This is a genomic window from Chromohalobacter sp. 11-W, assembly GCF_029889905.1.
Taxonomy (GTDB): Bacteria; Pseudomonadota; Gammaproteobacteria; order Pseudomonadales; family Halomonadaceae; genus Chromohalobacter.
This window is the reverse complement of the sequence record NZ_JARANZ010000007.1, coordinates 87,070-110,414: the sequence shown is the minus strand read 5'-3', so window position 1 is coordinate 110,414 and position 23,345 is coordinate 87,070. Positions and strand designations below refer to the sequence as shown.

Below are 23,345 nucleotides of genomic sequence, written 5' to 3'. Positions count from 1 at the left end.
CCATGGAGATGCTGATCTTCGATTGCGATGGCGTGCTGGTCGACAGCGAGGCCATAGCCGAGTCGGTCCTGCATGAGTGTCTGACGGCTTGGTTGCCCGACTTGGCTATCGGCGACGAGCTGCGCCATGCGCTAGGCATGACCACCGAGGCGATTCTCGAGCATCTCGCTGCCCACAGTGCCCACGCGTTACCTGGCGACGCCCTGACACGCATCGACGCAGCGATCGAGGCGCGTCTGGGCGAGGAGCTCGAGGCGATGGCCGGCGTGGCGGCGGCCATCGAGGCGCTCGATTTGCCACTGGCGGTCGTCTCCAACAGCCGTCGCCGCCGGGTCGTCGACTCGCTGGCCAACACTGGCCTCGATGCACTGCTCGGCAAGGCGCCGCTGTTCACCGCCGAGCAGGTGGCCCGACCCAAGCCGGCGCCGGACGTCTATCGGCTGGCGGCGGAGAGCCTCGGTATCAAACCTGAGGCTTGTCTGGTCATCGAGGACAGCGTCTCCGGCACCCGTGCGGCATGTGCCGCCGGCATGACGGTGATCGGCTTTACCGGCGCTAGCCATATCGAACCCGGTCACGAGGCTCGGTTGCGCGATGCCGGTGCCTGGCAGGTGCTCACGCAGATGGCGGAACTTGGCGCACTGGTGCAACGCTGGCGTGGCGAGCGACGGGTCGTGCGCTAGGCGGCCGCGTGTTGTGTCTCCCAACTTCTTCCGGACAAGGAATCACAGTGATGAAACTCGAACAGCGTACGGCCGTGGTGACCGGTGGGGCGCGCGGTATCGGCCTGGCAATCGTCACACGCTATTTGGCAGAGGGGGCTCGGGTGGCGATCGCCGACATCGACATCGAAGCCGCCGAGCGGGCAGTAGCCGACCTCCAGGCTGACTCGCGTGATGCGCCGGTGATGGCGGTGCGTCTCGATGTGGCCGACGCCGCTTCTCGACAGTCGATGATCGAGGCCGTCGAGGCGCGCTTCGGCGGCATCGATATCCTGGTCAACAATGCTGCCGTGTTCGACATGGCGCCGATCCTCGAGGTCAGTGAGGCCAGCTACGACCGGCAGTTCGGCATCAACGTCAAGGGTACCTTCTTCACCCTTCAGGCCGTGGCGGCGCATATGGTCGCGCGCGGGAAGGGTGGCAAGATCATCAACATGGCCTCCCAAGCCGGGCGCCGCGGTGAACCTTTGGTCAGCATGTACTGCGCCTCCAAGGCGGCGGTGATCAGCCTGACCCAGTCCTGTGGGCTCAGCCTGATCAAGCAAGGCATCAACGTCAACGGCATCGCCCCGGGCGTGGTCGACACGCCGATGTGGGACGAAGTCGATGCACTGTTCGCGCGTTTTGAGAACCGTCCGCCCGGCGAGAAGAAGCGTCTGGTCGGCGAGGAAGTGCCTTATGGCCGCATGGGGCTTCCCGAGGACCATACGGGCGCGGCGGTATTCCTGGCCTCGGGTGACAGCGACTACGTGGTGGCGCAGACGCTCAACGTCGATGGCGGCAACTGGATGAGCTGAAAAACGCCTGCAGGCCGTGCGCCTGGCGCTTCATTCGGGGACGCTGAGTCCGCTCTACGATTTTTTGATCTGGCGGGAACCAAAATGACGCCGAGTATTCACGACATGGCGACACGATTGCTCGAAGCGGCCGATGGGCGTCAACGCTTCATCGTGGCGCTGGCCGGGCCGCCGGCGGCGGGCAAATCCTTTCTCTCGGATGGCTTGTGCCGTGAGCTCAACACCCGCCGGGAAGGAGATGCCGTGGTGGTCCCGATGGACGGCTACCACTACGACAATGCCGTGCTCGAGCCGCTGGGGCTGGTCGCTACCAAAGGCGCACCCGAGACCTTCGATTGCGACGGTCTCAAGCACGACCTGATGCGTATACGCCGCGCAGAGCGCAGCGTGGCGGTACCGGTGTTCGACCGACCGCTGGATTTGGCCCGCGCCGGTGGGCGGTTGGTAACGCCACAGCACCGGCTGATCATCGTCGAGGGCAACTACCTGTTGCTCGATTGGGCGCCTTGGTGTGAGTTGCATCCCTTGTTCGATATGACGCTGTTCATCGACGTACCCGATGACGTGCTAGAGGCGCGCCTCATCCAGCGTTGGGGGGAGATGGGGGCGGATCCTGCCGATGCGCTCGACCGGGCGCGTAACAAGGACATGCTCAATGCCCGCTTGATCAAGACCGACTCCGTCGCCGCCGATCTGAACTGGTCCGCAAGCGACCGATCCTTTAAAGACCCTCAGGCGAAGCACTCGCCGTCTAAGGCAGGAGACATTCATGACCCGACTCAATAACGACAACCTGCAACATTTAGCATCCGATATCGCCGTGCCTGCCTATGATCGCGATAGCGTGACGCCGGGCATCGTGCACATCGGTGTCGGCGGGTTCCACCGTGCCCATCAGGCCATGTATCTGGACACGCTGATGAACCGTGGCGAGGCGCTGGACTGGGGGATCATCGGCGTGGGCTTGATGCCGGGCGATGTGCGTATGCGCGATGCTCTGGCAGAGCAGGACCACCTCTACACGTTGATGGTCAAGCACCCCGACGGGCAGTACGACGCCCGTGTCATCGGCTCGATCGTCGATTATCTGTACGCGCCCGAGGCCCCCGATGTGGTCATCGAAACCATGAGCGACCCGGCGATTCGCATCGTCTCGTTGACGGTGACCGAAGGCGGTTACAACGTCGATCACATCACCGGCGAGTATGATCTCACGACACCCGAGGTACGCCAGGACCTGGCGACGCCCGAGGCCCCGCGCACCACCTTCGGGTTGGTCGTTGCGGCGCTCAAGCGGCGGCGTGAACGCGGTATCGCGCCGTTCACGGTGATGTCCTGCGACAACATCGAGGGTAACGGCGATGTCGCCCGCAAGATGTTTACCGCTCATGCGCGTGCATTGGATGGTGAGTTGGGCAGTTGGGTCGACACCCAGGTCTGCTTTCCCAATGCCATGGTCGATCGCATCACGCCGGTGACGACGCCTGATGATAGCGCCGCGCTCGTCGAGCGTTTCGACGTCGAAGATCAGTGGCCAGTGGTCTGCGAGCCCTTCACTCAATGGGTCCTCGAGGATCGCTTCCCCGAAGGGCGCCCGCCCTACGAGCGAGTCGACGTGCAAATGGTCGACGACGTCGTGCCCTATGAACTGATGAAGCTGCGCCTGCTCAACGCCAGCCATCAGGCACTGACTTACTTCGGGTATCTTGCTGGTTACCGCTACGCCCATGAGGTGTGCCAGGATCCGCTGTTCGTCGACTTCCTGCTCGATTACATGAATCGTGAGGCCACGCCGACGTTGGCGCCGGTGCCGGGTGTGGATCTTGACGCTTACAAGCACACGCTGATCGAGCGCTTTGCCAACCCCGAGATCAAGGACACCCTGGCGCGGCTTTGTGCAGAAAGCTCGGATCGCATTCCCAAGTGGCTGCTGCCGGTGATTCGCGAGCAACTCGAGCGAGGCGGAGAGATCCAGCGTAGTGCCGCCGTGGTAGCCAGTTGGGCGCGCTATGTTGAAGGGGTCGATGAACAAGGCCAACCGATCGAGATCGTCGATCGTCTCAAGGAGCGTTTGATGGCGGTTGCCGGTGACAATCGCGACTACCCAACGGCGTTCATCGAGCAGCATGCTTTGTTCGGCGACCTGGCGAAAGAGACACGTTTCCGCGACGCTTACCTCCAGGCGCTTGCCTCCTTGCATGCAGATGGAGCACGCGCGACATTGCATGACTTGGTCGAGGGTCGTATGTCGTAACGTGGCCAAGGGGCGGATACTCGATGCCCCACCGGGGAATGCGATGCAGCCGAAGGAGAGAGCATGTACGTTGGCGTTGATTGTGGAACGCAGAGCACTAAGGTCGTGGTGGTCGATATCGAGCATGCGGCGATTCTGGGAGAGGCGAGTCGTCCGCATCATCTGATCGAAGGCGATAACGGCAAGCGTGAACAGCACGTGGGTGAATGGGTCACGGCCTTGACCGAGGCGTTCCATGAGGCGGTGAGCGAGGCGCGGATCGACGCGCGCGACATCCGTGCCATCGGTGTCTCAGGGCAGCAGCACGGCATGGTCGCGCTGGATGTGGACGGGCAACCGCTGCATCCCGCGAAACTATGGTGCGATACCGAAACGGCACTGCACAACGAGACGCTGATAGAGCGCTTGGGTGGTCGAGAAGGCTGCCTGGACAAGCTGGGGCTGGTGCTTCAAACCGGCTATACGGCCTCGAAAGTCACCTGGTTGCGCGATACGCATCCGGACGCCTACCGGCGTATCGCCACGTTGTTATTGCCCCACGACTATCTGAACTTCTGGCTGACCGGCGAGCGCGTCGCTGAGTGCGGCGACGCCTCCGGTACTGGGTATTTCGATACCCGCACGCGCAGTTGGCGTCATGACGTGTTCCAGACCATGGCGCCTGAACTCTCGCCGGAAGCGGTATTGCCGCGTTTGATCGACTCTCACGCCCCAGTGGGCACGGTGCGGCCCGAAGTCGCGCGCCTGCTGGGCCTCGGCGATGACGTACTGGTGTCCAGCGGCGGCGGCGACAACATGATGGCGGCCATCGGCACCGGCAACATCGCCCCTGGCATGGTGACCCTGAGCCTGGGCACCTCGGGGACCGTATACGCGCATTCGGCCGCGCCGATGGAGGCCGAGGACGCCCAGGTTGCCAATTTCTGCGCCAGTCACGGCGGGTGGCTGCCGCTTATCTGCACCATGAACGTGACCTCGGCGACAACCAAGGTTCGCGAGCTGTTCGGTTTCGATCTGGCGACCTTCGGAGAGCGCGTGGCCCAGGCTCCGCTGGGCGCCGAGGGCGTCATGGCGTTGCCTTTTTTCAATGGCGAGCGCGTCCCGGCGCTGCCGCATGCCACCGCCAGCTTCGAGGGCATGACGAGTCTCAACACGACCGCGGACAATCTGTGTCGCGCGGTAGTCGAAGGGACGACGTTCGGGCTACGCTATGGGTTCGAACGCTTGGGCGAGCTGGCATCGCAGGCCAGCCAAGTCCGTCTGGTCGGCGGTGGCGCCAAGAGTGCCGTCTGGCGCCAAATCGTTGCCGACGTGCTGGATGTCGACGTGATCTGTCCACGCATTACCGAGGCTGCTGCCTTGGGCGGTGCGATTCAGGCTGCCTGGTGCGATACCCAGACGCGTGGGCGGGGCGAGTCATTGGCGGCACTGACCGAACGGCTCGTCGAGGTGGATCTCGATACCTTGACCCGCCCGCGTGGCGAACCGGTGCGCCGTTATCAGGAACTCTACCAGCGTTACCGTCAGGCGCTGGCCGAACGCTACGACGTCGCGCCATGAGACGCGACCCATGACCCTTTTCGTTACAGGATATTTGCCATGACGCAACTCGAGGCTCTCAAGCAACTTTCGATGGTAGTCGCCGATACCGGCGATCTCGAGGCGATCAAGCGCTATCAGCCGCACGATGCCACGACCAATCCTTCGCTGATCCTCAAGGCCTTCGAGCTGCCCGGCTATCAAACGCTGATCGACGAGACGCTAGCGCAGGTCAAGACTGATATCGCCGACCCCCAGGCCCGAGTCGACGAGGCAGTGGATCGTTTATCCGTCGCCATTGGTAGCGAGATCACGCAACTGATTCCGGGGCGCGTGTCCACGGAAGTGGCTGCCAAGCTGTCCTTTGATCGCGAGGCGAGCATCAAGAAGGCGCATCGTCTCATCGAGCTTTACGAGCAGCACGGGATCGGCCGTGAACGCGTGCTGATCAAGCTGGCCTCCACCTGGGAGGGCATTCGTGCCGCCGAGCAGCTCGAAAAAGAAGGTATTCAGTGCAATTTGACGCTGCTGTTCTCCAAGGCGCAGGCCCGTGCCTGCTTCGACGCCGGGGTGTATCTGATCTCGCCCTTCGTGGGCCGCGTCACCGACTGGTACAAGCAGAAAACCGGGCAGGAGTACGCGCCGGAGGAAGATCCGGGCGTGGTGTTCGTGCGTGAGGTCTGCGACATCGCCAGCCGCTACCGCTACGACACGGTGGTCATGGGCGCCAGCTTCCGTACCCAGGGCCAAATCCTGGGACTGGCCGGCTGCAACCGCCTGACCATTTCACCGGCGCTGCTCGAGGAACTCGAGAGCCAGGAAGGCGACATCGAACGCAAGATCAGCGATGTCGGGGACGCCAGCGAGCGCCTCGCGCCAATCGATGAAGCCGAGTTCCGCTGGGGGCTCAATCAGGATGCCATGGCGACCGAGAAGCTCGCCGAGGGCATTCGCCGTTTCGCCGACGATCAGGCGACTCTCGAAGAGAAGCTCGCCGCACGTCTGGGGTGACGCGCAGTCGTTCTGCGTGAACGCAAAAAGGCCGGCGAATGCCGGCCTTTTCGTCTGCACAAATGGCTGGTGGGACTCAGCCTTTCCAGACATCGGCGAGAATCTCGTACGAGCGACGGCGGTCGTCATGGTCGTAGAAATCACCGTTGATCATGAGTTCGTCGGCTTGAGTATGTGCCAGGAAGTTCTCGAGTTCATCGCGGATCGTATCGGGGCCGCCGACGATGGAGGCGCCGAGGTTCTGGCTGACCATGGCGCGTTCCTGCGACGACCAGTCGAGTGCCTCGACGGGCGGCAGGGTCCGCGTGCTTTTGCCGCGAATCAGGTTGAGAAACTTCTGCTGCTGGGTGGTGGCCAGATACTGCGCATGGGCGTCGCTGTCGGCGGCGACCAGCGGGATGCCCAGCATTACATAGGGTGCGTCCAGCACGTCGGAGGGCTGGAACATCTGCCGATAGAGCTGGATGGCCTCGAGCATGTAGCCCGGCGCGAACTGACCGGCGAAGGCGAACGGCAGGCCGAGCTGTGCGGCGAGGCGCGCGCTGAAGTCGCTGGAGCCCAGCAGCCAGAGTGGTACATGCGTGCCCTGACCGGGAATCGCCTTGACGCGCTGGTCGGGCAGAGCCTCGCCCAGATAACCGCGTAGTTCGGCCAGACGGTCGGGGAAGTCATTCACGCCGGCGCGAGGATTGCGACGCATGGCCTGCATGGTCACGCCGTCGGAGCCGGGGGCGCGTCCCAAACCGAGATCGATACGACCGGGGTAGAGCGTTTCCAGCGTGCCGAACTGTTCGGCGACCACCAGCGGCGGATGATTGGGCAGCATGATGCCACCACTGCCCACGCGGATACGTTGCGTCTTGCTTGCGACATGGCCGATGAGCAAGGACGTGGCGGCACTGGCGATGCCGTCGATGTTGTGATGCTCGGCCAGCCAATAGCGGTTGTAGCCCAGAGTGTCGGTGAGTTGAGCGAGATCGACCGTGCGTTCGAAGGTCTCGGCGGGCGTGCCGTCATGCGAGATCGGCGCGAGATCGAGCACGGAGAGTGGGATTTGCGAGAGTCGGCTCATGATGGCCTCTTGGATAGGGTGAACGTTAGCGTCCTCAATATTTCCCTTCTGTTGGGATGGCGAGGGCATAACTCAAGGCAAGGGGGCTTCCGAAACTTGCTTATGGCGCTAACTGAGCCCAAGCCCAGATACCAAAGAGCGCGATGCCCAGCACGCCGATGGGGCGTGCGTGGCGCCGCCACAATGACAGGGCGGCGTCGCCGGCGAGATGCACCAGCAAGGCGAGGCCGAAATAACGCACGCCACGGGCCATCAAGGCGGCCAACAGGAAAAACGGAAATGGGTAGCCGCTGGAACCGGCAGCGAGCATGGCGATCTGGAAGGGGATGGGGATGATGCCCACCGCGAGCACGGCCATAAAGCCGTCGCTGGCCATCCGCGCTTGAAAGGCGGCATAGGCGTCCTGGCCACCGAATAGAGGAATGAGCGTCGTCCCCCAGGTATTCAATGCCCAGGCCCCTAGGGCATAACCGATGCAGGCGGCGGCCAAGTTGCCGGCCAGCGCTACGCTTGCCAGGCGCCATTTGCGACGCGGCTGGGCCAGCATCCAGGGAATCAGGATGGTTTCGATGGGAATCGGCACCAGCAGGGTTTCCAGCATCGAAGCGAAAAACAAAAGCGACAAGGCGTGCCGTGAATGCGAGAGACGCTCAAGCCAGGCGGTGGCGGACGCCAGGCGGTTCGTAGGCGGCATAACAGGCTCTTCAATGAAGTTTAATGGTTGATATGCTTAAATATAAATCGCGGTTATGGTCGTGCAGCGTTGGTTTTGCCATCATTGTCGATTGGTCTCATGCACCGAGCTTGGGTTCCCTGGGTTATTGCAGTCATGCCGAGCTCGGTGATAAGAACCCGGGAGGTGCATGAGGCGCCGTATCGTCGGAGACTAAGAGGATAGCTGCATGGCCAATATTGGAAGGCAATACGTATTTATCGTCTCCGCCCTGATCGTTGCGGTTCTGGTCGCCATTGGTGCGGCCTTTCCCGAGGGCTTCGGTGAGGCGGCATCGACGGCATTATCAACCATTTCACACTATTTTGGGTGGTTCTACCTGTTCTCGGTCTTCGGGTTCGTGGTGTTCCTGCTGACGTTGGCGTTCAGCAAGTATGGCAAGATCCGTCTGGGCCCGCAGGATAGCTCGCCCTCCTACAGCTTTTTCTCGTGGATCAGCATGCTGCTGGCGGCGGGATTTGGTGTCGGGTTGGTATTCTATGGCATGGCCGAGCCGATGACACACTTTCTCGAACCGCCGTACGGTGACATGGAAGGCGGCACCGAGGAAGCGGCACGCTATGCCATTCAATATAGCTTCTTCAATTGGGGCATTCACCAGTGGGCGGCGTTCTCGGTGGTGGGGTTGATCATCGCCTATTACCAGTTCCGCAAGGGGCAGGCGGGACTGGTGTCCAACGTGCTTTCGAGCATGACCGCCAAGCGCCCCAAGTTGCGCAGGGTGGGGCCGGCACTGGATGTGTTCGCCGTGGTCGCGACCGTGATGGGGGTAGCGACCTCCATCGGCCTAGCGGTGTTGCAGATCAACGGTGGTCTCCACGAAGTATTCGGTGTCGAAGAAGGTATCAAGTGGCAATTCATCATCATGGGCGCCATGTTCCTGTGTTATATGGCGTCCACCTGGTCGGGGCTGGATAAGGGGATCAAGCGCCTCTCCAACCTCAACATGGCGCTGTGCTTCGCGCTTATGTTCTACGTGTTGTTCACTGGCCCGACCGTGGCCATTCTCGAAACCATCACTCTAGGCATCGGCGATTACCTGCAAAACATCGTGGGGATGAGCCTGCGTATCGCGCCGTATAGCGATAACACTTGGGCGAGCAATTGGACGATTTTCTACTGGGCGTGGGTCATTGCCTGGTCTCCCTTCGTGGGAACTTTCGTGGCGCGTGTCTCGCGCGGGCGGACCATCAAGGAATATGTGTTCGGCGTCTTGTTCGTGCCGCCGCTGCTAGCCTGCCTGTGGATCGGCGTCTTCGGTGGAGCGGCGCTCAATATGGAGTTGACCGGCGATGTCGGGCTGGCCTCGGCAACCGCTGACAACATCACCGTGGCGTTGTTCCAGATGTTCAACTTGATGCCATTCTCCAACGTTCTGTCAGTCGTGGCGCTGTTTCTGATCTTCATCTTCCTGGTGACGTCCGCAGACTCGGCGACGTATATCGTCTCGCAGATGACCGATGGCGGCTCGCTGAATCCGCCCTTGGTGAAGCGGATTATCTGGGGTGTGTTGATCGCTGCGATCTGTCTCACCTTGTTAGTAGCGGGAGGCTTGAATGGTCTGCAATCCGCCGCGGTGCTGGCGGCCTTGCCATTCACCTTCATTCTCTATGGCATGATTATCGTCTTGATCAAGGAGTTGCGGGCGGATCGCAAGGCGATGCTGACCTCGCTGTACCATCGTCACGGTGAGACCCCGGTCGGCGCTGATGCTTTTGAAGCCGAAACATTGGCCGATGCCGAGCGGTATCGTCGCGCTCCGAATGTGGTCAACCGGCGTATCAATACGCGTGAAGGCGGGTAATACTTCACATGACGACGCGTATAACGCCCGGCTTTGGCCGGGCGTTATACGTTGGCGCTGGTGGAAACGCGCGTCACCTCTTATGGTAAGCAATATTGCATGCACGGAGTGAGGAATGCCCCAAGTGGCCAAAGCAGGTAGACGGCGACGTCAAGGTGCCACTCGTCGTCAGAGACGAGGCCCCGCGCGTTCCCGGGGCAGCGTCGATGATTGGTTGAATCGGCTGGTGAGCATCACCGTGCTCACCGCGTTGATCGTGGGCGTATCGGCGTTGCTGATAACCTTGTTGTGGGGCTGATCATGTTGACCGTGGTGAGACTCTCCAGAGCCCGAAGCAGCGTGCAAAGACCCAGATGCCCATCCCCCAGGCGCCATTGACCAGAAAGCCGATGGGGAACCCGGCGAGGTTGAGGCCGCGCCCCTTGAGCGGAAAGACGATGAACAGCGCCACGAGTGTCAAGGCGATACCGCCGAACAACACGCTTTTCCACCACAGCCCGGTCGTGACGTGGAAGCGTGTGAATACCCACAGCATGACGATGCCCCATACACCGCCCCAGAAACTCGCCGACAGCCACTGAGGAATGCCCAAGGGGGGGACGGCTGTCATGCCATAGGGTGCAAATGGCACGATGGCGTAAGCGTGCAACAGGCCCGCCATGGGCTGATGGAAGCAAAGCACGGCGAAGAAGCCAGCGATGAAGGCGAGTGGAATCCAGCGTGGCATGACGGTTCTCCTTTCAGGTCGAGGGTGCATACAGTATCGATCAAATTCACATGCCTCACAGGATGATCGTCATATGACTGCTGGCGTTCTCTACACTGTAGGCTTTGCACCATGCCGGGAGCGCCATGAAGCCGTCGCTTGCCTTCCTCGTGTTGAGTTTCGCCGTGATTGCCGCCGGTATCGCTCTGGACAAGGGCATCTGGTCAGTCCCTCGGGCGTGGAACCCCTTTCAGCCCTTGCACATCGAAGACCCGTTGACCCCCGTCACGCAGTGGAAGTTGCGCCAACTCAAGGGGGATCGCGAGGCATGCCGCAATGTTCTCGACTCCGCGCCTGCCGGAACGCTGAATTACACGCCGCTGGCGGATTACACCCCCATTGCCGGCTGTCCGCTTAAAAACGTGGTGCGCGTGCGGCATACCGGCGTCGGTTTCAATGCCAGCTTCGTGGCCAGCTGTCCGCTGGCGGTGGCTTGGTCGTTGTTCGAACGTCAACGCCTGCAACCGGCCGCGCGGGAGGTATTCGATGAGCCGGTGGAATCGGTGCGTCATCTAGGAAGCTTTGCGTGCCGTAATATCTATCATCGCGACAATGCTCGCCGCAGCGACCATGCCACTGCTGAAGCGCTCGATGTGGCGGCCTTTCGGATAGCAGACGGACGCCGTGTGTCCGTGCTCGACAACTGGGAAGGCGACGATGACGCGGCGAATTTCCTGCATCGCGTGCGCGACGGCGCTTGCGATGTGTTCGGGACGACCCTAGGGCCGGACTACAATGCTGCGCATGCCAACCATTTCCATTTTGGCATGCGCGGCATCTCGTTGTGTCACTAGTGACATCGCGCATGGGCGCGCCGTTCGTCCTATGCGCACCACCTCATGGATGTGCCAAACTGAGGGTCGTCATCTTCTTCACCACGGACTACCTGGAGGCAGCCGCATGCGCATCGACGTGCAGGACATCATCGACGGTGAACCTATTCCCGAACGCTTCGCGTTCGCCGTTCCCGATCCCGAGCAACACCTTCGTTTCAGCGACAATCGCAATCCGCGTGTTCGCTGGCACGATGTGCCCGCCGGGACGCGTAGCCTCGCGCTGTTGGTGGTCGATGTGGATGCGCCCACGGATCCTAGCGACGTCAACCAGGAAGGTCGCAGCGTGCCGGCCGACCTGCCTCGCGCCGACTTCTACCACTGGGTATTGATCGACATTCCAGCGGAGGTGAGTGGCATCGACGAAGGCGAAGATGCCGACGGCGTCGTGGCCATGGGCAAGGCACCGGGTGAGACCGGCAAGGGCGTACGCGGGATCAACAGCTACACGGACTTCTTCGTCGATGACGAACAGCTCGAAGGTATCTATGGGGGCTATGATGGGCCTTGCCCGCCGTGGAACGACGCGCGGGTGCATCGCTATCACTTCACCGTCTATGCGCTGGATATCGCCTCGCTGGGGCTACAGGGCGAGTTCACCGGTGATGAAGTGCTCGAGGCCATGCAAGGACATGTCATCGAGGAATCCAGCGTGGTGGGGACTTACACGCTCAACCCCGAGCTTGCACGTTAAGCTCGTTCACAAAGGTGGCTCATGGAATGAGACATAGACGCACGGGATGGTGGTTGGCCCTGGTGGGGCTGGCGCTAAGTGGCTGTGAAATGCTGCCGACGGGAGGACCGACACAGCCCGTCGAGATCGAGGAAGCCGGCGAAGGCACGCCGGTGGGTGCCGTCGAACGTCAGGTTGCGTTTCCCGCCGAGGAATACGCCAAGCTGGATAAGCATGGTTCCGCTGTCGTTAAAGGGCGGTTGCGCTATACCTCTTCGCCAGCAGGCACGCTGGTGGGCAAGAACGAAACCGTATCGATTGCCCCGGCCACGCGCTATTCCGCCGAGGCTGCCGAAGCCGCGCTGGCGGGGAAGCGTATCGAGCCCGCGGACCCACGTGCCCGTGAATACACGCATTACGCCAAGACCAACGACAACGGATATTTCGAGGCTACCGGTATCCCCGCGGGGGTCTTCTATGTGGCCGGAAGCGTGCGCCTGCCGGACGGCTCGCGCAGCCCACTGATTCTGAAGCAAATCGAGATCGGCGCCGGTCAGACGCGAGAGGTCGACCTGAGCCGCTGACGCGCGATGTATGAGCCCGATGACAAACGCCCTGCCGGTTGGCAGGGCGTTCATGGTTCGTTCCTTGCCCACGCAAGGGCGAGGCGTGCCCCGATCACTGACGTCAGCTCGAGTGCGTGGGTGTCTTCTTGTAGTGTCCGGGCACCGTCACGCGTTCGCCATTGGGCAGATCGCGGACATAGGTAGGAACGTAGACACGTTTGATGACACTCTTGGCTTCCGCCATGATCCAGTCTCCTATGAATTCGACGCCTTCACGCTACGCCGGTTGCGGATTGGAATCAATCCTATCCCCTGTAGGCGTTCGTATGATGATGGCCTGTTTATCTGACTGTTGACCGAGCTTGCCATGACTCCGTTCAAATCTCGTGCGCTTGAATATCTCGATGCCGTCGTTCGCTATGGCTCGCTACGCCGAGCCGCCTCCCATCTGGAGGTCAACCCATCGGCGCTCAGTAGGCAACTGCGGGCCCTCGAGGAAGAACTGGATGCCGTGCTACTGGTACGTTCCCCACGGCTTGGTTTGACCCCCGCCGGTGAATTGATGCTGCGTCACTATCGCGATAGGCGCGCCGCCGAGCGGGCGACACTTTCCCAGTTGCAGGCAATGCAGAATCTGGAACACGGCGAGGTACACATCGCCGTCGGCGAAGGATTCATAGCGGACTTGGTCTCGGCGCCCTTGCAGAACTTTTTGGCCACCTATCCGGGATTGGAGATCGAAGTGCACATGGCCGGGCTCACCGACGCGATGGCGTTGGTCGAGGAAGGGGGAGTCGATCTGGCATTGCTGTACGCGCCGCCCGACGATCACCGTTTGGTGTCGCATGTCGATCGGTGCCAACCGCTGGATCTGATCGTGCCCGCGGAACACGCATTGGCCCGCGCGACGGCGCCGCTGACGTTAGCCGAGATCGGTGCGCATTCCTTAGCGCTTATCGACGGACAAACCGGCATGGGGCAGTTGGTCGATATGGCATTGCGGACGGCCAAGCTGTCTTATCGACCGCGTATGAAAACCAACTCGGTGTCGGTGCTCAAGAATTTCGTGCGTTCCGGTTTGGGCGTGACGTTCATGCCCGAACTCAGCGTTCTGGAAGAGATTCACGAAGGAAGCATTGTCACACGCGAGGTTGATGCCGATGTACTGTGCCAGGCGCAGGCGCGCATTGTCAGTCAGGTCGAACGGCCCTTGACGGTGGCAGCCCAAGCGTTCATTGAACACTTGCGATATAGCATGCGTTTCTTCAGCGCCGACGCACCGCGCGTCTTGGACGCACGCATGTTGCCTTCAAGGCAACGCTAGAGCGCTTGAAAGGTCAACATCGCAACGATTAGCGTCATAGAGAGCCGCTGTAACCAACGGCCGACCAATACGCGAGTCATGTCGCGTTCCGATAACAACAAGGAGTCTCCTTCATGCATTTCTCAATGCTGCGTCCCGTGTTACTCACAGCTGCTGTTACCGGCTTGCTGACGACGGCGAGTCTGGCCAATGCGGCCACGACCATCAATCTGAGCTATAACGGACCATCCGATGCCGACAAGAATGCGGTCCATCTGTTTGCCTCCAATCTCAAGCGGCTAGTGGAAGAAAAAACCGACGGCGATATTCAGCTCAAGCTATATCCCAACTCCATGCTTGGCGAAGAACAGGAGCGCATGGAGCAAGTCGTCAATACGCCGAGCCTTAACATCGCCTCATTCGCCGGTTTGTCACCGATCGTGCCCGAAATCTATGTCAGTGCCACTCCCTTCCTGTTCGATGATTACAACGCCGCTCATGAGTTTTTCGACGAGGGCGATTATTGGAACAAGGTCGAGGAGGCCCTCAAGGAGCGTACCGGTGCCGAGTTGCTCGGCGTGATCGAGGAGGGTGGCTTTCTCGGGTTCACGAACTCCAAGCGGCCAATAAAGGGCCCCGATGATTTCGAGGGACTGCGCTTTCGTGCCATGGATCCTAGCCAGGTCGCGCTCTATGAGGCCTTCGGTGCGTCTGGCACGCCGATTCCCTGGACCGATACCTACATGGCGCTCAAGACCAACGTCGCCGATGGCCAGATGAACCCGCCGATGTACATCATCATGGGTAGTCTCTACGAAGTGCAGAAATACTTCACTCGGGCCAACGTGCAGTACTCCGATCAGTTCCTCGTGGCCAACGGCAGTTGGTACGAAGGGCTTTCCGAAGACGATCGCCATGCCATCGACTCAGCCGTCGAGGAAGCCAATGCGCTCAACCGTGAAGATGTCGAGAAGCGGGTCGACGAGCGCGTCCAGTTTCTTGCCGATAATGGCATGACGATAATCGAGCCTAGCGATGAAGAGATGGCGGCTTTTCGTGAAAAAGGTCAGCCGGCTTATATCGATTGGCTTGAAGAGCAGGGCATAGGCGACGAGTGGATCAAGATGGCGCTCGAAGATGCCGGCCAAAGCGACCTGCTCAGCGACTGATCTTCACGTTATTCACCCGGATGCCAGGAGTACGACCGGCCGTGCCGGTCGTACCATGTAATCGCTATGTTCCGAAACACCTTATTATCGCTGCTGGGGCGGATCACGACCGGCCTGGGCGGGTTGGCGTTATTGGTCACGCTCATCGATATCTTGTATGGCGTGGTGACGCGCTACGTGGTTGGTCAAGCACCTATCTGGAGTGACGAGCTTGCGCGTTACTGCTTGATCGCATCGGCATTGCTGATCGCCGGCAATGTGTGGGTGCGTGGCGAGCATATGCGAGTGGCGTTATTGGAGCGCAAGCTGAAAGGCGTTGCGCGACATGCATTGTTGGCCTATCAATGGCTGCTCACCTTGGTGCTGTGCACGGCCATGACTTGGTGGAGTTGGCATTACGCTTTATCGGTGAGCTACTTCACCTCCCAAGGGCTGGGCATTAGTCGCACTATTCCCATGCTTGCCATGCCGCTGGGTTTCGGCCTGCTTGCATTGCAGGTACTGCTTTACGGCCCTCGTCCATTGCCTCAGACCGGTGATAGCTCTCCAGACGTTGCGGAGGACGCCTCATGATGGTCGCCGTGATGTTCGCAACCTTGCTGGCCAATACCTTACTGGGTATTCCACTTTTCTTGACGCTGATCGTCACCGCCCTGGTGGGCTTCGTTTTCGTCGATCCGGGCATGATCGCGCGGATGATGCCGCAACAGTTCTTCGGTGGCCTCAATAGTTTTTCGCTGATGGCGATCCCGTTGTTCATTCTCGCTGGTAATCTGATGAATGCCTGTGGGATGACCGAGCGTTTGATGCGCGTCGCTCGACTGCTGGTGGGGCATCTGCGGGGCGGTATCGGGCATGTCAATGTGGTGGGTAGCGTCTTCATGTCCGGGGTCAACGGCTCGGCGGCTGCCGATGCCTCGGCCCTTGGGGCATTGCTGGTGCCGGCGATGAGGCGCGATGGGTATACCACGGCTTTTGCCGCCGGGCTGACCGCTGGAAGCTCGCTGATCGGGCCGATCATTCCGCCGAGCATCTTCATGATCTTGTATAGCGCGCAGACCAATACCTCGGTAGGTCAGTTATTCCTGGGGGGTGTGGTCCCCGGTCTTTTGCTGGCACTGGCGTTCATGGCGATGAATGCCGTGCATGCCAAGAGGGCGGGATTCGAGCGTCGCACCTCGCTGCCGGCAAGACACGAAGTGATCGATGCCGCACGCGGAGCGCTTCCGGCGCTGGTTGCACCGTTCATCATCGTCGCCGGCATCGTGCTGGGTTTTGTTACGCCGACCGAATCCGCCGCCTTGACCGTCCTCTACGTCGCGGTCTGCGGACTGCTGATGGGCGAGCTGCGTCTAACGGCTTTCTGGCGTGCTGCGATCGAGACCACACGGCTGACGGCAGCCATCTTCCTGATCATCGGCATCTCGTCGGTGATCAGTTGGGAGTTGGCCTATGCGCAAGCGCCTGACCGCTTCACCAGCTTGCTCGAGCCCTTCATCGAATCGCCGGTGATCGTCCTCTTGCTGCTTAGCGCCATCACCTTCGTGACCGGCATGTTCATGGAAGAAGTATCGGCGCTGATGCTGCTGTCGCCGGTATTTACTCCGGTGGCGCTGGCGGCCGGCATCGATCCTGTGGCGCTGGGTATCATTATCACGCTGAATATCACCATCGCCTTGATAACCCCTCCGATGGGGGCTTGCCTATTCATCGCTGCGGCGGTCAGTCGCTTGGATATCACCGTGCTCTTCCGCACTATCTGGCCGTTCATCCTAGTAGCGGTCGGGGTGCTGTTATTGCTGATCGTCTTTCCCGGCCTGATCACTTGGCTACCCAACACTCTGGGCTGACTTCAACTTGAAAATGAACCGCTTGAACGTGACTGACTCGACGCCCCAACCCATCGCTGCTATTGCCGATCCACAGTGGGAGGCCATCGCTGCCATCCCCATCGCCGATGATGGCACGGCGCTACATGCGTTTAGCCTCGCGACGCCGACTTTACGCGTGCAGCCTATCTATCATGCGCTTGGTGTCCCTGGGGCGGTGCCCGAGTGCTGGGCACGGGAGGCGGTCTATCGGCGACTCCTCAAGGTGGCTCGGAACCTGCCGGACGGCCTGGGGTTGGTGGTGCTGGATGCTTGGCGGCCCTATGTCGTGCAGCGCCATCTGTATGACACTTTGCTGGGAATGGTGGAAGCGCGCTATGCGGATCTCGACGAGGCGGACCTACGGGCGATGACCCGGGCATTTGTTTCGCCGCCCAGCGATCGACCGGAGTGCCCGAGCCCGCATCTCACCGGCGGGGCAGTGGATGTAGCACTATGCGATGCTGATGGGATACTGCTGGAAATGGGCTCGGCATTCGATGAAGCGCGGCCGGCCTCGCATACCGTCCACTTCGAACATCATGCCCACGACGCCGTGACACGGACCTACCGTGACCGGCGGCGGATTCTCTATCACGCCATGGTCGATGCCGGGTTCGCCAACCTGCCCAGCGAGTGGTGGCATTACAGCTACGGCGACCAGATGTGGGCCTGGTACCGCGGCGAATCCCGCGCGCTATTCGGCCCCAGCGGCCCCGATAGCCTGGAGGCTCGCTGGAGGCTCGCTGGCGGCGTTCGCTCGGGCAGGACGCCTAGCGGACTGGCGGGATGCCCAGAGACGTCAGAGCGGCATCCAGAGAACTCCGCTCGCGTTCGGCATAGAGCGTCAGCTCGTCGGTGACCGGCGCGCCCAGTGCCTCCTCGAAGGCTTCGCGGTTGGCGTGACCGGCATAGGCCTCGCTGCCGTCACCGCCGAGATTCGATTGAAAGATGCCGGCCGCGCTGACGGGCAGGAAATCCTCGTAGGTGATCGGCCGAGCGGCGACCAGCCCTTGCTCGATGAGTTTTTCCAGCTCGGTCTCGGCGCCCGCTCCGGCCTCGCGCCCCGCTTCGGTCAGCCGGTACTCGAAGAAGGCCAGGCCCTGATGGCGTAGCTCGGCTTCGGTGTCCGGGAAGTCGGCGAACACCTCGGCCAGAACGCGCTGGTGTTCGGCATTGGTCAGTCCAGCCGTACGCTGCCGCGATTCGGCGAGCAGCCGATCATAGAGCGCACGCCCCTTGGCGGTCAGCGCCACGCCACGTTGTTCGATCTCGCCGAAGCGCGCGGTGTGAGTGCCCTGGCGTTCGCCGGTGAAGCGAGTCGGCTCCTCCAGGGCTTTGAAGCTGGTCTGACGCAGCAGGATCGGGCAGTCGCGGTGCGGCGGGCCTTCGATGACTTCCTTGGGGTTCATCCCCGCCGCCGGCATCCGCCGCTGGACCTCGTCGATGTCCAGGGTGCGCGGCGTCAGGTGATTGATATGTGGCCCGTGGAAGCAGACCACATCGGCGATCAGCCGATGCTCGGCGTGCAGCGCCTCGTAGGTGTCCAGGTCCACCGTGGCGTCTTGGTGCCAGCGAAAGGTCTCCAGCGACTCGGCCACGAAGCGGTCGGCCTGTTCGTCGGTGAGCCCATCCTGGCGCTCGCTGAGTTCGATCAACTCTCGTGCGCTGGGCGTGAAGATGTCGCGCGCGGCAAGAATGCCGGCGGCACGCTCGCGCAGCTCGGGACTTTCGATCAGTTCCAGGCGCAACAAGGACGTGAAGACACGGAAGGGGTTACGCGCCAGGGCTTCGTCGTCGATGGGGCGGAAGGCGGTGGAGTGTACCGGCACGCCGGCCTCGGAGAGATCGTAGTAGCCCACCGGGTACATTCCCATCACCGCGAACAGCCGGCGCAGCATGCTGAGCTCCTCGGCAGTGCCGACGCGGATGGCGCCATGCCGTTCGACGCTGAGGCGATTCAGTTCGTCGTGGGCCTCGAGCCGCTCGGCCAGTTCGGGATCTCGCCCCAGGGTTTCGCGGTTCACCTCCGCCACCAGGTCGAGCAGGGTTTCGTACTGCGGCACCTCGTCCTGATACATGGCCGACATGGCCTTGGAAAAACGGTCACGAATCTCGTGATGGGAAACGAGGGTTGTCATCGGGTATGCCTCTCGGTGTCGGTCATCATGAATTCGGTTCGGGGCTACAGCCGCCCCAGGGCTCGCTCGAGCCTCGCTAGCCCTTCGTTCAGCACTTCGAACTCGGCGGTCAATGGGGGCAGCAGACGTAATACGTTGCGCCGGCGCCCGCTGGGCATCAACAGCACGCCCTCTTCGCGTCCGGCGACGATCAGCGCTGCCAGATGTTTGGCACCGCTCGCCTCGCGCGTATCTTCAAAGACGATACCGCGCATGGCGCCTACGCCTGTGATCTCTCCGAGCATCGGATAATGGCCCGAAGATCGCCAGTCGCGATACGCCGCCAGGACCGCCGCTTCCTGACGCTCGCTCCAGTCGGCCAGGCATTCCTCGCTCATGACGTTCATCACCGCCAGGGACGCGGCGCAGGCGACGGCATTGCCCGAATAGGTGCCGCCCAGGCCACCTTTAGGCGGGGCATCCATGATGTCTGCCTTGCCCGCTACTGCCGCCAGCGGCAGACCGGCGGCCATACTCTTGCCCATCAGCAGCAGGTCGGGTTCGACATTCAAATGGGAAAAGGCGAAACGCTTGCCGGTGCGTCCGAAGCCGGACTGGATCTCATCGAAGATCAGCACAATGCCGTGTGCTTCACATAGCGAGCGCAGGCGGGCGGCGAAGTCTCCATCAAGCAGCCTGAAGCCGCCTTCGCCCTGGACCGGCTCGACGATGATGCAAGCCACCTCATCGGCGGGTACCTCGACCTCGAACAACCGCTCCAGTGCGGCCATGGCGGTGTCGGCATCGACGCCACTGTCGCGGCTCGGGAAGGGCAAGTGATGCACCGGGCCGGGCAAGGCACCGAGGCGGTTCTTGTAGGGCTTGACCTTGCCGTTGAGATTCAACGCCGCCAGCGTGCGGCCATGGAAGCCGTCATCGAAGGCGATCACGCCCTGGCGCCCGGTGGCGGCGCGAGCGATCTTGAGAGCGTTCTCGGTGGCCTCGGCACCGCTGTTGGTGAGCATGCAGGACAACGGATACGACACCGGCACGAAGGCATCCAGGGCCCGGGCCACCTCGAGATAGCCACGATGCGGCAGGGCATTGAAGGCGGAGTGCATCAGGGTGCCGACCTGCGCCTTGACCGCCTCGATCACGGCGGGATGCCCATGCCCCAGGTTGAGCACGCCGATACCGCCGACGAAGTCGACATAATGCTTGCCCTGTTCGTCCCAGACCTCGGCGTTGCGACCTCGCTCGATGCAGATGGGGTGCACGATGCCGAGCGAGTCACTGATGTGCGGGAGATCCATGTCCTCGTCCTGTGGGAGCGTATGACCATGATGAGAACAGAGCCGCGTTCCGGGCTTCAAACGAAAAAAAGCGTGTTATCCATTCCATTAATTCATGCATTAGGTTGCAACACCGTCTCCAGGTGCCTCCCGATGCTCGAGTATCCAGTCGATGAAGCCTCGCACCTTGGCGACCTCTCCCTTGTGTTCGGGGTAGGCCAGGTAATAGGCATCCCGGCTGGTCAGCCCGAACGTCCAGGGAATCGTCAGCAGGCCGGCCTGTAGTTCCTCCTCGGCCAGGAAACGCGGTACCAGGGCCACGCCGCAGCCGGCCCGGGCCGCACGCAGGGCCATGTAGAAGGTATCGAAACGCGGCCCGTGGTAGCTGTGCTCGGTATAACAGTCCTGTGCCTCGAACCAGTCGTGCCAGGCCTCGGGCCGCGTCGAGCTTTGCAATAGCACCAATTTTGTCAGTTCCAGCGGCTCTCGAATGCCGTCGACTGGTAGCACCGTGGGTGAGCAGACCGGCACCATCTCCTCGTCGAGCAGCTTGATGCACTCGGCCCGCGGCCAGGCGCCGTGGCCGAAGAAGAAAGCGACGTCGACACGCTCCTCCTCCAGATCGAAGGGCTCCGAGCGGTTGGCGATGTTCAAGTAGACCCGTGGATGCCGGAAGCGAAAGCCATTGAGCCGTGGAATCAGCCAGCGCGCTCCGAAAGTCGGCAGGGTAGTGACATTGAGTACTTCGCTCTGGCCGCCGTAGGACTGCATGTAGCGCGTGGACATCTCCACCTGCGCCAGGATCTTGCGCACCTCGGTGAGATACAGCGAGCCCTCGGGGGTGACCTGGAGCCGCTTGCGTACCCGTCGGAACAGCGGATGCTCGAGCACCGACTCGAGCTGCGCCACTTGCTTGCTGACCGCGCTCTGGGTCAGGTTCAGCTCGTCGGCGGCTCGGGTGAAACTCATGTGCCGCACCGAGGCCTCGAAACACTGCATGGCGGTCAGGCTGGGCAGGTGTGGACGGCTCATGCATCTCTCCTCTTCATGTATCGCTCCTTGTCATGAGCGGCGGCGCGTCGTGGGCTTTCTTTTCATCTCTAGGATCATGACCCGAAAAAAAGGAATGATCTCCGTATAAAACGTCGTTTGAAGGGCGTCAAGTGCCGCACCAATACTGGTTTCGTTTTCTGCATCCTGAAACGAAAAGTAGGAGGAAGAATGATCGAATCCCTCATGCAGCGCCTCGGCGTCTCCGAGAACGCTTACCGCCAGGGCGACTTTGCGATCACGTCACCCACCGATGGTGGCGTGCTTGGCCAGATTCGCCTCGAGGGTGCCGATGCCGTCGAGGCCCGCGTGGCACGTGCCCAGAGAGCTTTCGAACAGTGGCGCCGAGTACCCGCCCCGCGTCGCGGCGAGCTCGTTCGGCTTTTCGGCGAACAACTACGTCGGCACAAGGAAGATCTCGGCGCCCTGGTCACGCTGGAGTGCGGCAAGATCTATCAGGAAGGCCTTGGCGAAGTGCAGGAGATGATCGACATCTGCGACTTGGCCGTGGGCCAGTCGCGCCAGCTTTATGGCTTGACCATCGCCTCCGAGCGCCCCGGGCACCACATGCGTGAGAGTTGGCATCCGCTGGGGCCGATCGGTCTGATCACCGCCTTCAACTTCCCGGTGGCTCCCTGGGCTTGGAATGCTGCCTTGGCCTTGGTGTGCGGCAACAGCCTGCTGTGGAAGCCCTCCGAGAAAACGCCGCTTACCGCCCTGGGCTGCCAGGCGTTGCTTGAACGCGCCATGGCCGAATTTGGCGACGATGCACCTGATGGTCTCAGCCAAGTGATTTTGGGGGATCGTGAAGCGGGCGAGCGTCTGGCCGACGATCCCCGCGTGCCACTGATCAGCGCCACCGGCAGTACACGCATGGGGCGCGAGGTCGCACCGCGGGTGGCCGCTCGTTTCGGTCGCAGCATTCTCGAACTTGGCGGCAACAACGGCATGATCCTGGCGCCCAGCGCCGATCTAGATATGGCAGTTCGCGCCATTCTGTTCTCCGCCGTGGGCACGGCCGGTCAGCGTTGTACCAGCTTGCGTCGCCTGATCGTCCATGAGTCGATCCGCGAAGAGGTCATCGAGCGCGTGAAGAAGGCCTATGCCGGCGTGACCATCGGTGACCCCATGGAGGGCAGCCTGGTCGGTCCGTTGATCGATGCCCAGGCCTTCGAACAGATGCAGTCCGTGCTCGATCAGGCGCGTAAGCAGGGCGCTAGCGTCTTCGGTGGCGAACGCCAACTCGCCGATCGGTATCCCGATGCCTATTACGTGACCCCGGCCATCGTCGAGGTCGAGCAGCAGGACGATCTGGTCAAGAACGAGACCTTCGCCCCGATCCTCTACGTCATGAGCTACCGCGACTTCGACGAGGCCATGGCCCTGCACAATGACGTTCCTCAGGGGCTGTCGTCGTGCGTCTTCACTAGCGACGTGCGCGAATCCGAAGCCTTCATCTCGGATCTTGGCAGCGACTGCGGTATTGCCAACGTCAACATCGGGCCGAGCGGTGCGGAGATCGGTGGTGCCTTCGGTGGCGAGAAGGAGACCGGCGGCGGTCGCGAGTCTGGCTCCGACATCTGGAAGAGCTACATGCGTCGCCAGACCAACACTGTGAACTACTCCCGTGAGCTACCGCTGGCGCAAGGGATCAAGTTCGACTGATCACGAGCGTCGTCCCGATGACGGGGCGGCGCCTCGTTGCATGAGCGTGCTCGAAACCTCGGCGCACACGGTCAGGTTTTTGGCACGTTCGACCATCCAGGCAGAACG

General features: G+C 61.5%; 24 protein-coding genes. 17 read left to right on the top strand and 7 right to left on the bottom strand.

The annotated features are described in order from the left end of the window. The first annotated feature begins 2 nt into the window (after positions 1–2). The 6 genes from OP494_RS11400 (at position 3) to tal (ending at position 6,323) form a co-directional block, all read left to right on the top strand. Positions 3–683 (top strand): HAD-IA family hydrolase, encoded by a 681-nt coding sequence (locus OP494_RS11400; protein ID WP_280540872.1) that lies wholly within the window; start codon positions 3–5, stop codon positions 681–683. A gap of 50 nt (positions 684–733) precedes the next feature. After that, on the top strand, positions 734–1,519 hold the full coding sequence (locus OP494_RS11395; protein ID WP_280540871.1) for an L-iditol 2-dehydrogenase: 786 nt from the start codon (positions 734–736) through the stop codon (positions 1,517–1,519). A gap of 84 nt (positions 1,520–1,603) precedes the next feature. Then, positions 1,604–2,305: a nucleoside triphosphate hydrolase gene (locus tag OP494_RS11390; protein ID WP_280540870.1), complete on the top strand. Its 702-nt coding sequence runs from the start codon at positions 1,604–1,606 to the stop codon at positions 2,303–2,305. Further along, positions 2,289–3,773 (top strand): mannitol dehydrogenase family protein, encoded by a 1,485-nt coding sequence (locus OP494_RS11385; RefSeq protein WP_280540869.1) that lies wholly within the window; start codon positions 2,289–2,291, stop codon positions 3,771–3,773. Before OP494_RS11390 ends, OP494_RS11385 begins: the two co-directional genes overlap by 17 nt. Before the next feature lie 63 nt (positions 3,774–3,836). Then, the gene (gene xylB / locus OP494_RS11380; protein ID WP_280540868.1) at positions 3,837–5,333 is read left to right on the top strand and encodes a xylulokinase; all 1,497 of its coding nucleotides are present in this window, start codon (positions 3,837–3,839) and stop codon (positions 5,331–5,333) included. A 39-nt stretch (positions 5,334–5,372) separates the two neighbouring features. Beyond that, positions 5,373–6,323: a transaldolase gene (tal, locus tag OP494_RS11375; protein ID WP_280540867.1), complete on the top strand. Its 951-nt coding sequence runs from the start codon at positions 5,373–5,375 to the stop codon at positions 6,321–6,323. A gap of 76 nt (positions 6,324–6,399) precedes the next feature. Here tal and OP494_RS11370 read toward each other — a convergent pair whose 3' ends face one another. Further along, on the bottom strand, positions 6,400–7,395 hold the full coding sequence (locus tag OP494_RS11370) for an LLM class flavin-dependent oxidoreductase (RefSeq protein ID WP_280540865.1): 996 nt from the start codon (positions 7,393–7,395) through the stop codon (positions 6,400–6,402). A 100-nt stretch (positions 7,396–7,495) separates the two neighbouring features. Beyond that, positions 7,496–8,089 (bottom strand): VTT domain-containing protein, encoded by a 594-nt coding sequence (locus OP494_RS11365; RefSeq protein WP_280540863.1) that lies wholly within the window; start codon positions 8,087–8,089, stop codon positions 7,496–7,498. 208 nt (positions 8,090–8,297) lie between these two features. Between OP494_RS11365 and OP494_RS11360 the strand changes: the two genes are divergently transcribed. Together OP494_RS11360 and OP494_RS11355 are read left to right on the top strand one after the other, a co-directional pair. Next, positions 8,298–9,932 carry a BCCT family transporter gene (locus tag OP494_RS11360; protein WP_280540862.1) on the top strand — a complete coding sequence of 545 codons (1,635 nt, stop codon included), beginning with the start codon at positions 8,298–8,300 and terminating at the stop codon, positions 9,930–9,932. A 115-nt stretch (positions 9,933–10,047) separates the two neighbouring features. Next, positions 10,048–10,230 carry a hypothetical protein gene (locus OP494_RS11355; RefSeq protein WP_280540861.1) on the top strand — a complete coding sequence of 61 codons (183 nt, stop codon included), beginning with the start codon at positions 10,048–10,050 and terminating at the stop codon, positions 10,228–10,230. Here OP494_RS11355 and OP494_RS11350 read toward each other — a convergent pair whose 3' ends face one another. Further along, positions 10,231–10,659: a hypothetical protein gene (locus OP494_RS11350; protein WP_280540860.1), complete on the bottom strand. Its 429-nt coding sequence runs from the start codon at positions 10,657–10,659 to the stop codon at positions 10,231–10,233. Positions 10,660–10,784: 125 nt separating this feature from the next. Here OP494_RS11350 and OP494_RS11345 point away from each other — a divergent pair, with 125 nt between their 5' ends. The 3 genes from OP494_RS11345 to OP494_RS11335 all read left to right on the top strand — a co-directional run bounded on the left by OP494_RS11345 (position 10,785) and on the right by OP494_RS11335 (position 12,788). After that, a complete protein-coding gene (locus tag OP494_RS11345) occupies positions 10,785–11,492 on the top strand; it encodes an extensin family protein (RefSeq protein ID WP_280540859.1) in 708 nt (235 codons plus the stop codon). 106 nt (positions 11,493–11,598) lie between these two features. Further along, positions 11,599–12,225 carry a YbhB/YbcL family Raf kinase inhibitor-like protein gene (locus OP494_RS11340; RefSeq protein WP_280540858.1) on the top strand — a complete coding sequence of 209 codons (627 nt, stop codon included), beginning with the start codon at positions 11,599–11,601 and terminating at the stop codon, positions 12,223–12,225. 26 nt (positions 12,226–12,251) lie between these two features. Then, the gene (locus OP494_RS11335) at positions 12,252–12,788 is read left to right on the top strand and encodes a carboxypeptidase regulatory-like domain-containing protein (RefSeq protein ID WP_280540857.1); all 537 of its coding nucleotides are present in this window, start codon (positions 12,252–12,254) and stop codon (positions 12,786–12,788) included. Between the two features lie 103 nt (positions 12,789–12,891). Here the strand turns inward: OP494_RS11335 and OP494_RS11330 are convergent, their stop codons facing one another. Next, positions 12,892–13,014 carry a hypothetical protein gene (locus OP494_RS11330; RefSeq protein ID WP_257125191.1) on the bottom strand — a complete coding sequence of 41 codons (123 nt, stop codon included), beginning with the start codon at positions 13,012–13,014 and terminating at the stop codon, positions 12,892–12,894. 123 nt (positions 13,015–13,137) lie between these two features. Here OP494_RS11330 and OP494_RS11325 point away from each other — a divergent pair, with 123 nt between their 5' ends. The 5 genes from OP494_RS11325 (at position 13,138) to OP494_RS11305 (ending at position 17,972) form a co-directional block, all read left to right on the top strand. Continuing rightward, entirely contained in the window at positions 13,138–14,094 is a 957-nt protein-coding gene (locus OP494_RS11325) for a LysR family transcriptional regulator (protein ID WP_280540855.1), read from the top strand. 113 nt (positions 14,095–14,207) lie between these two features. After that, on the top strand, positions 14,208–15,242 hold the full coding sequence (gene dctP / locus OP494_RS11320) for a TRAP transporter substrate-binding protein DctP (RefSeq protein WP_280540854.1): 1,035 nt from the start codon (positions 14,208–14,210) through the stop codon (positions 15,240–15,242). 66 nt (positions 15,243–15,308) lie between these two features. Then, positions 15,309–15,815 carry a TRAP transporter small permease gene (locus tag OP494_RS11315; RefSeq protein ID WP_280540853.1) on the top strand — a complete coding sequence of 169 codons (507 nt, stop codon included), beginning with the start codon at positions 15,309–15,311 and terminating at the stop codon, positions 15,813–15,815. Next, complete coding sequence (locus OP494_RS11310) at positions 15,812–17,092, top strand: TRAP transporter large permease (protein ID WP_280540852.1); 1,281 nt, start codon at positions 15,812–15,814, stop codon at positions 17,090–17,092. Before OP494_RS11315 ends, OP494_RS11310 begins: the two co-directional genes overlap by 4 nt. Positions 17,093–17,120: 28 nt before the next feature. Further along, the gene (locus OP494_RS11305; protein ID WP_280540851.1) at positions 17,121–17,972 is read left to right on the top strand and encodes a M15 family metallopeptidase; all 852 of its coding nucleotides are present in this window, start codon (positions 17,121–17,123) and stop codon (positions 17,970–17,972) included. Here OP494_RS11305 and OP494_RS11300 read toward each other — a convergent pair. From OP494_RS11300 to OP494_RS11290, 3 genes are all read right to left on the bottom strand, one after another. Continuing rightward, the gene (locus tag OP494_RS11300; RefSeq protein ID WP_280540850.1) at positions 17,884–19,251 is read right to left on the bottom strand and encodes a VOC family protein; all 1,368 of its coding nucleotides are present in this window, start codon (positions 19,249–19,251) and stop codon (positions 17,884–17,886) included. The genes OP494_RS11305 and OP494_RS11300 overlap by 89 nt on opposite strands. Before the next feature lie 44 nt (positions 19,252–19,295). Beyond that, positions 19,296–20,543: an aspartate aminotransferase family protein gene (locus tag OP494_RS11295; RefSeq protein ID WP_280540849.1), complete on the bottom strand. Its 1,248-nt coding sequence runs from the start codon at positions 20,541–20,543 to the stop codon at positions 19,296–19,298. A gap of 99 nt (positions 20,544–20,642) precedes the next feature. After that, the gene (locus OP494_RS11290; protein ID WP_231663777.1) at positions 20,643–21,554 is read right to left on the bottom strand and encodes a LysR family transcriptional regulator; all 912 of its coding nucleotides are present in this window, start codon (positions 21,552–21,554) and stop codon (positions 20,643–20,645) included. A gap of 189 nt (positions 21,555–21,743) precedes the next feature. Between OP494_RS11290 and OP494_RS11285 the strand changes: the two genes are divergently transcribed. Beyond that, entirely contained in the window at positions 21,744–23,237 is a 1,494-nt protein-coding gene (locus OP494_RS11285) for an aldehyde dehydrogenase family protein (protein ID WP_280540848.1), read from the top strand. Positions 23,238–23,345: the final 108 nt, after the last annotated feature.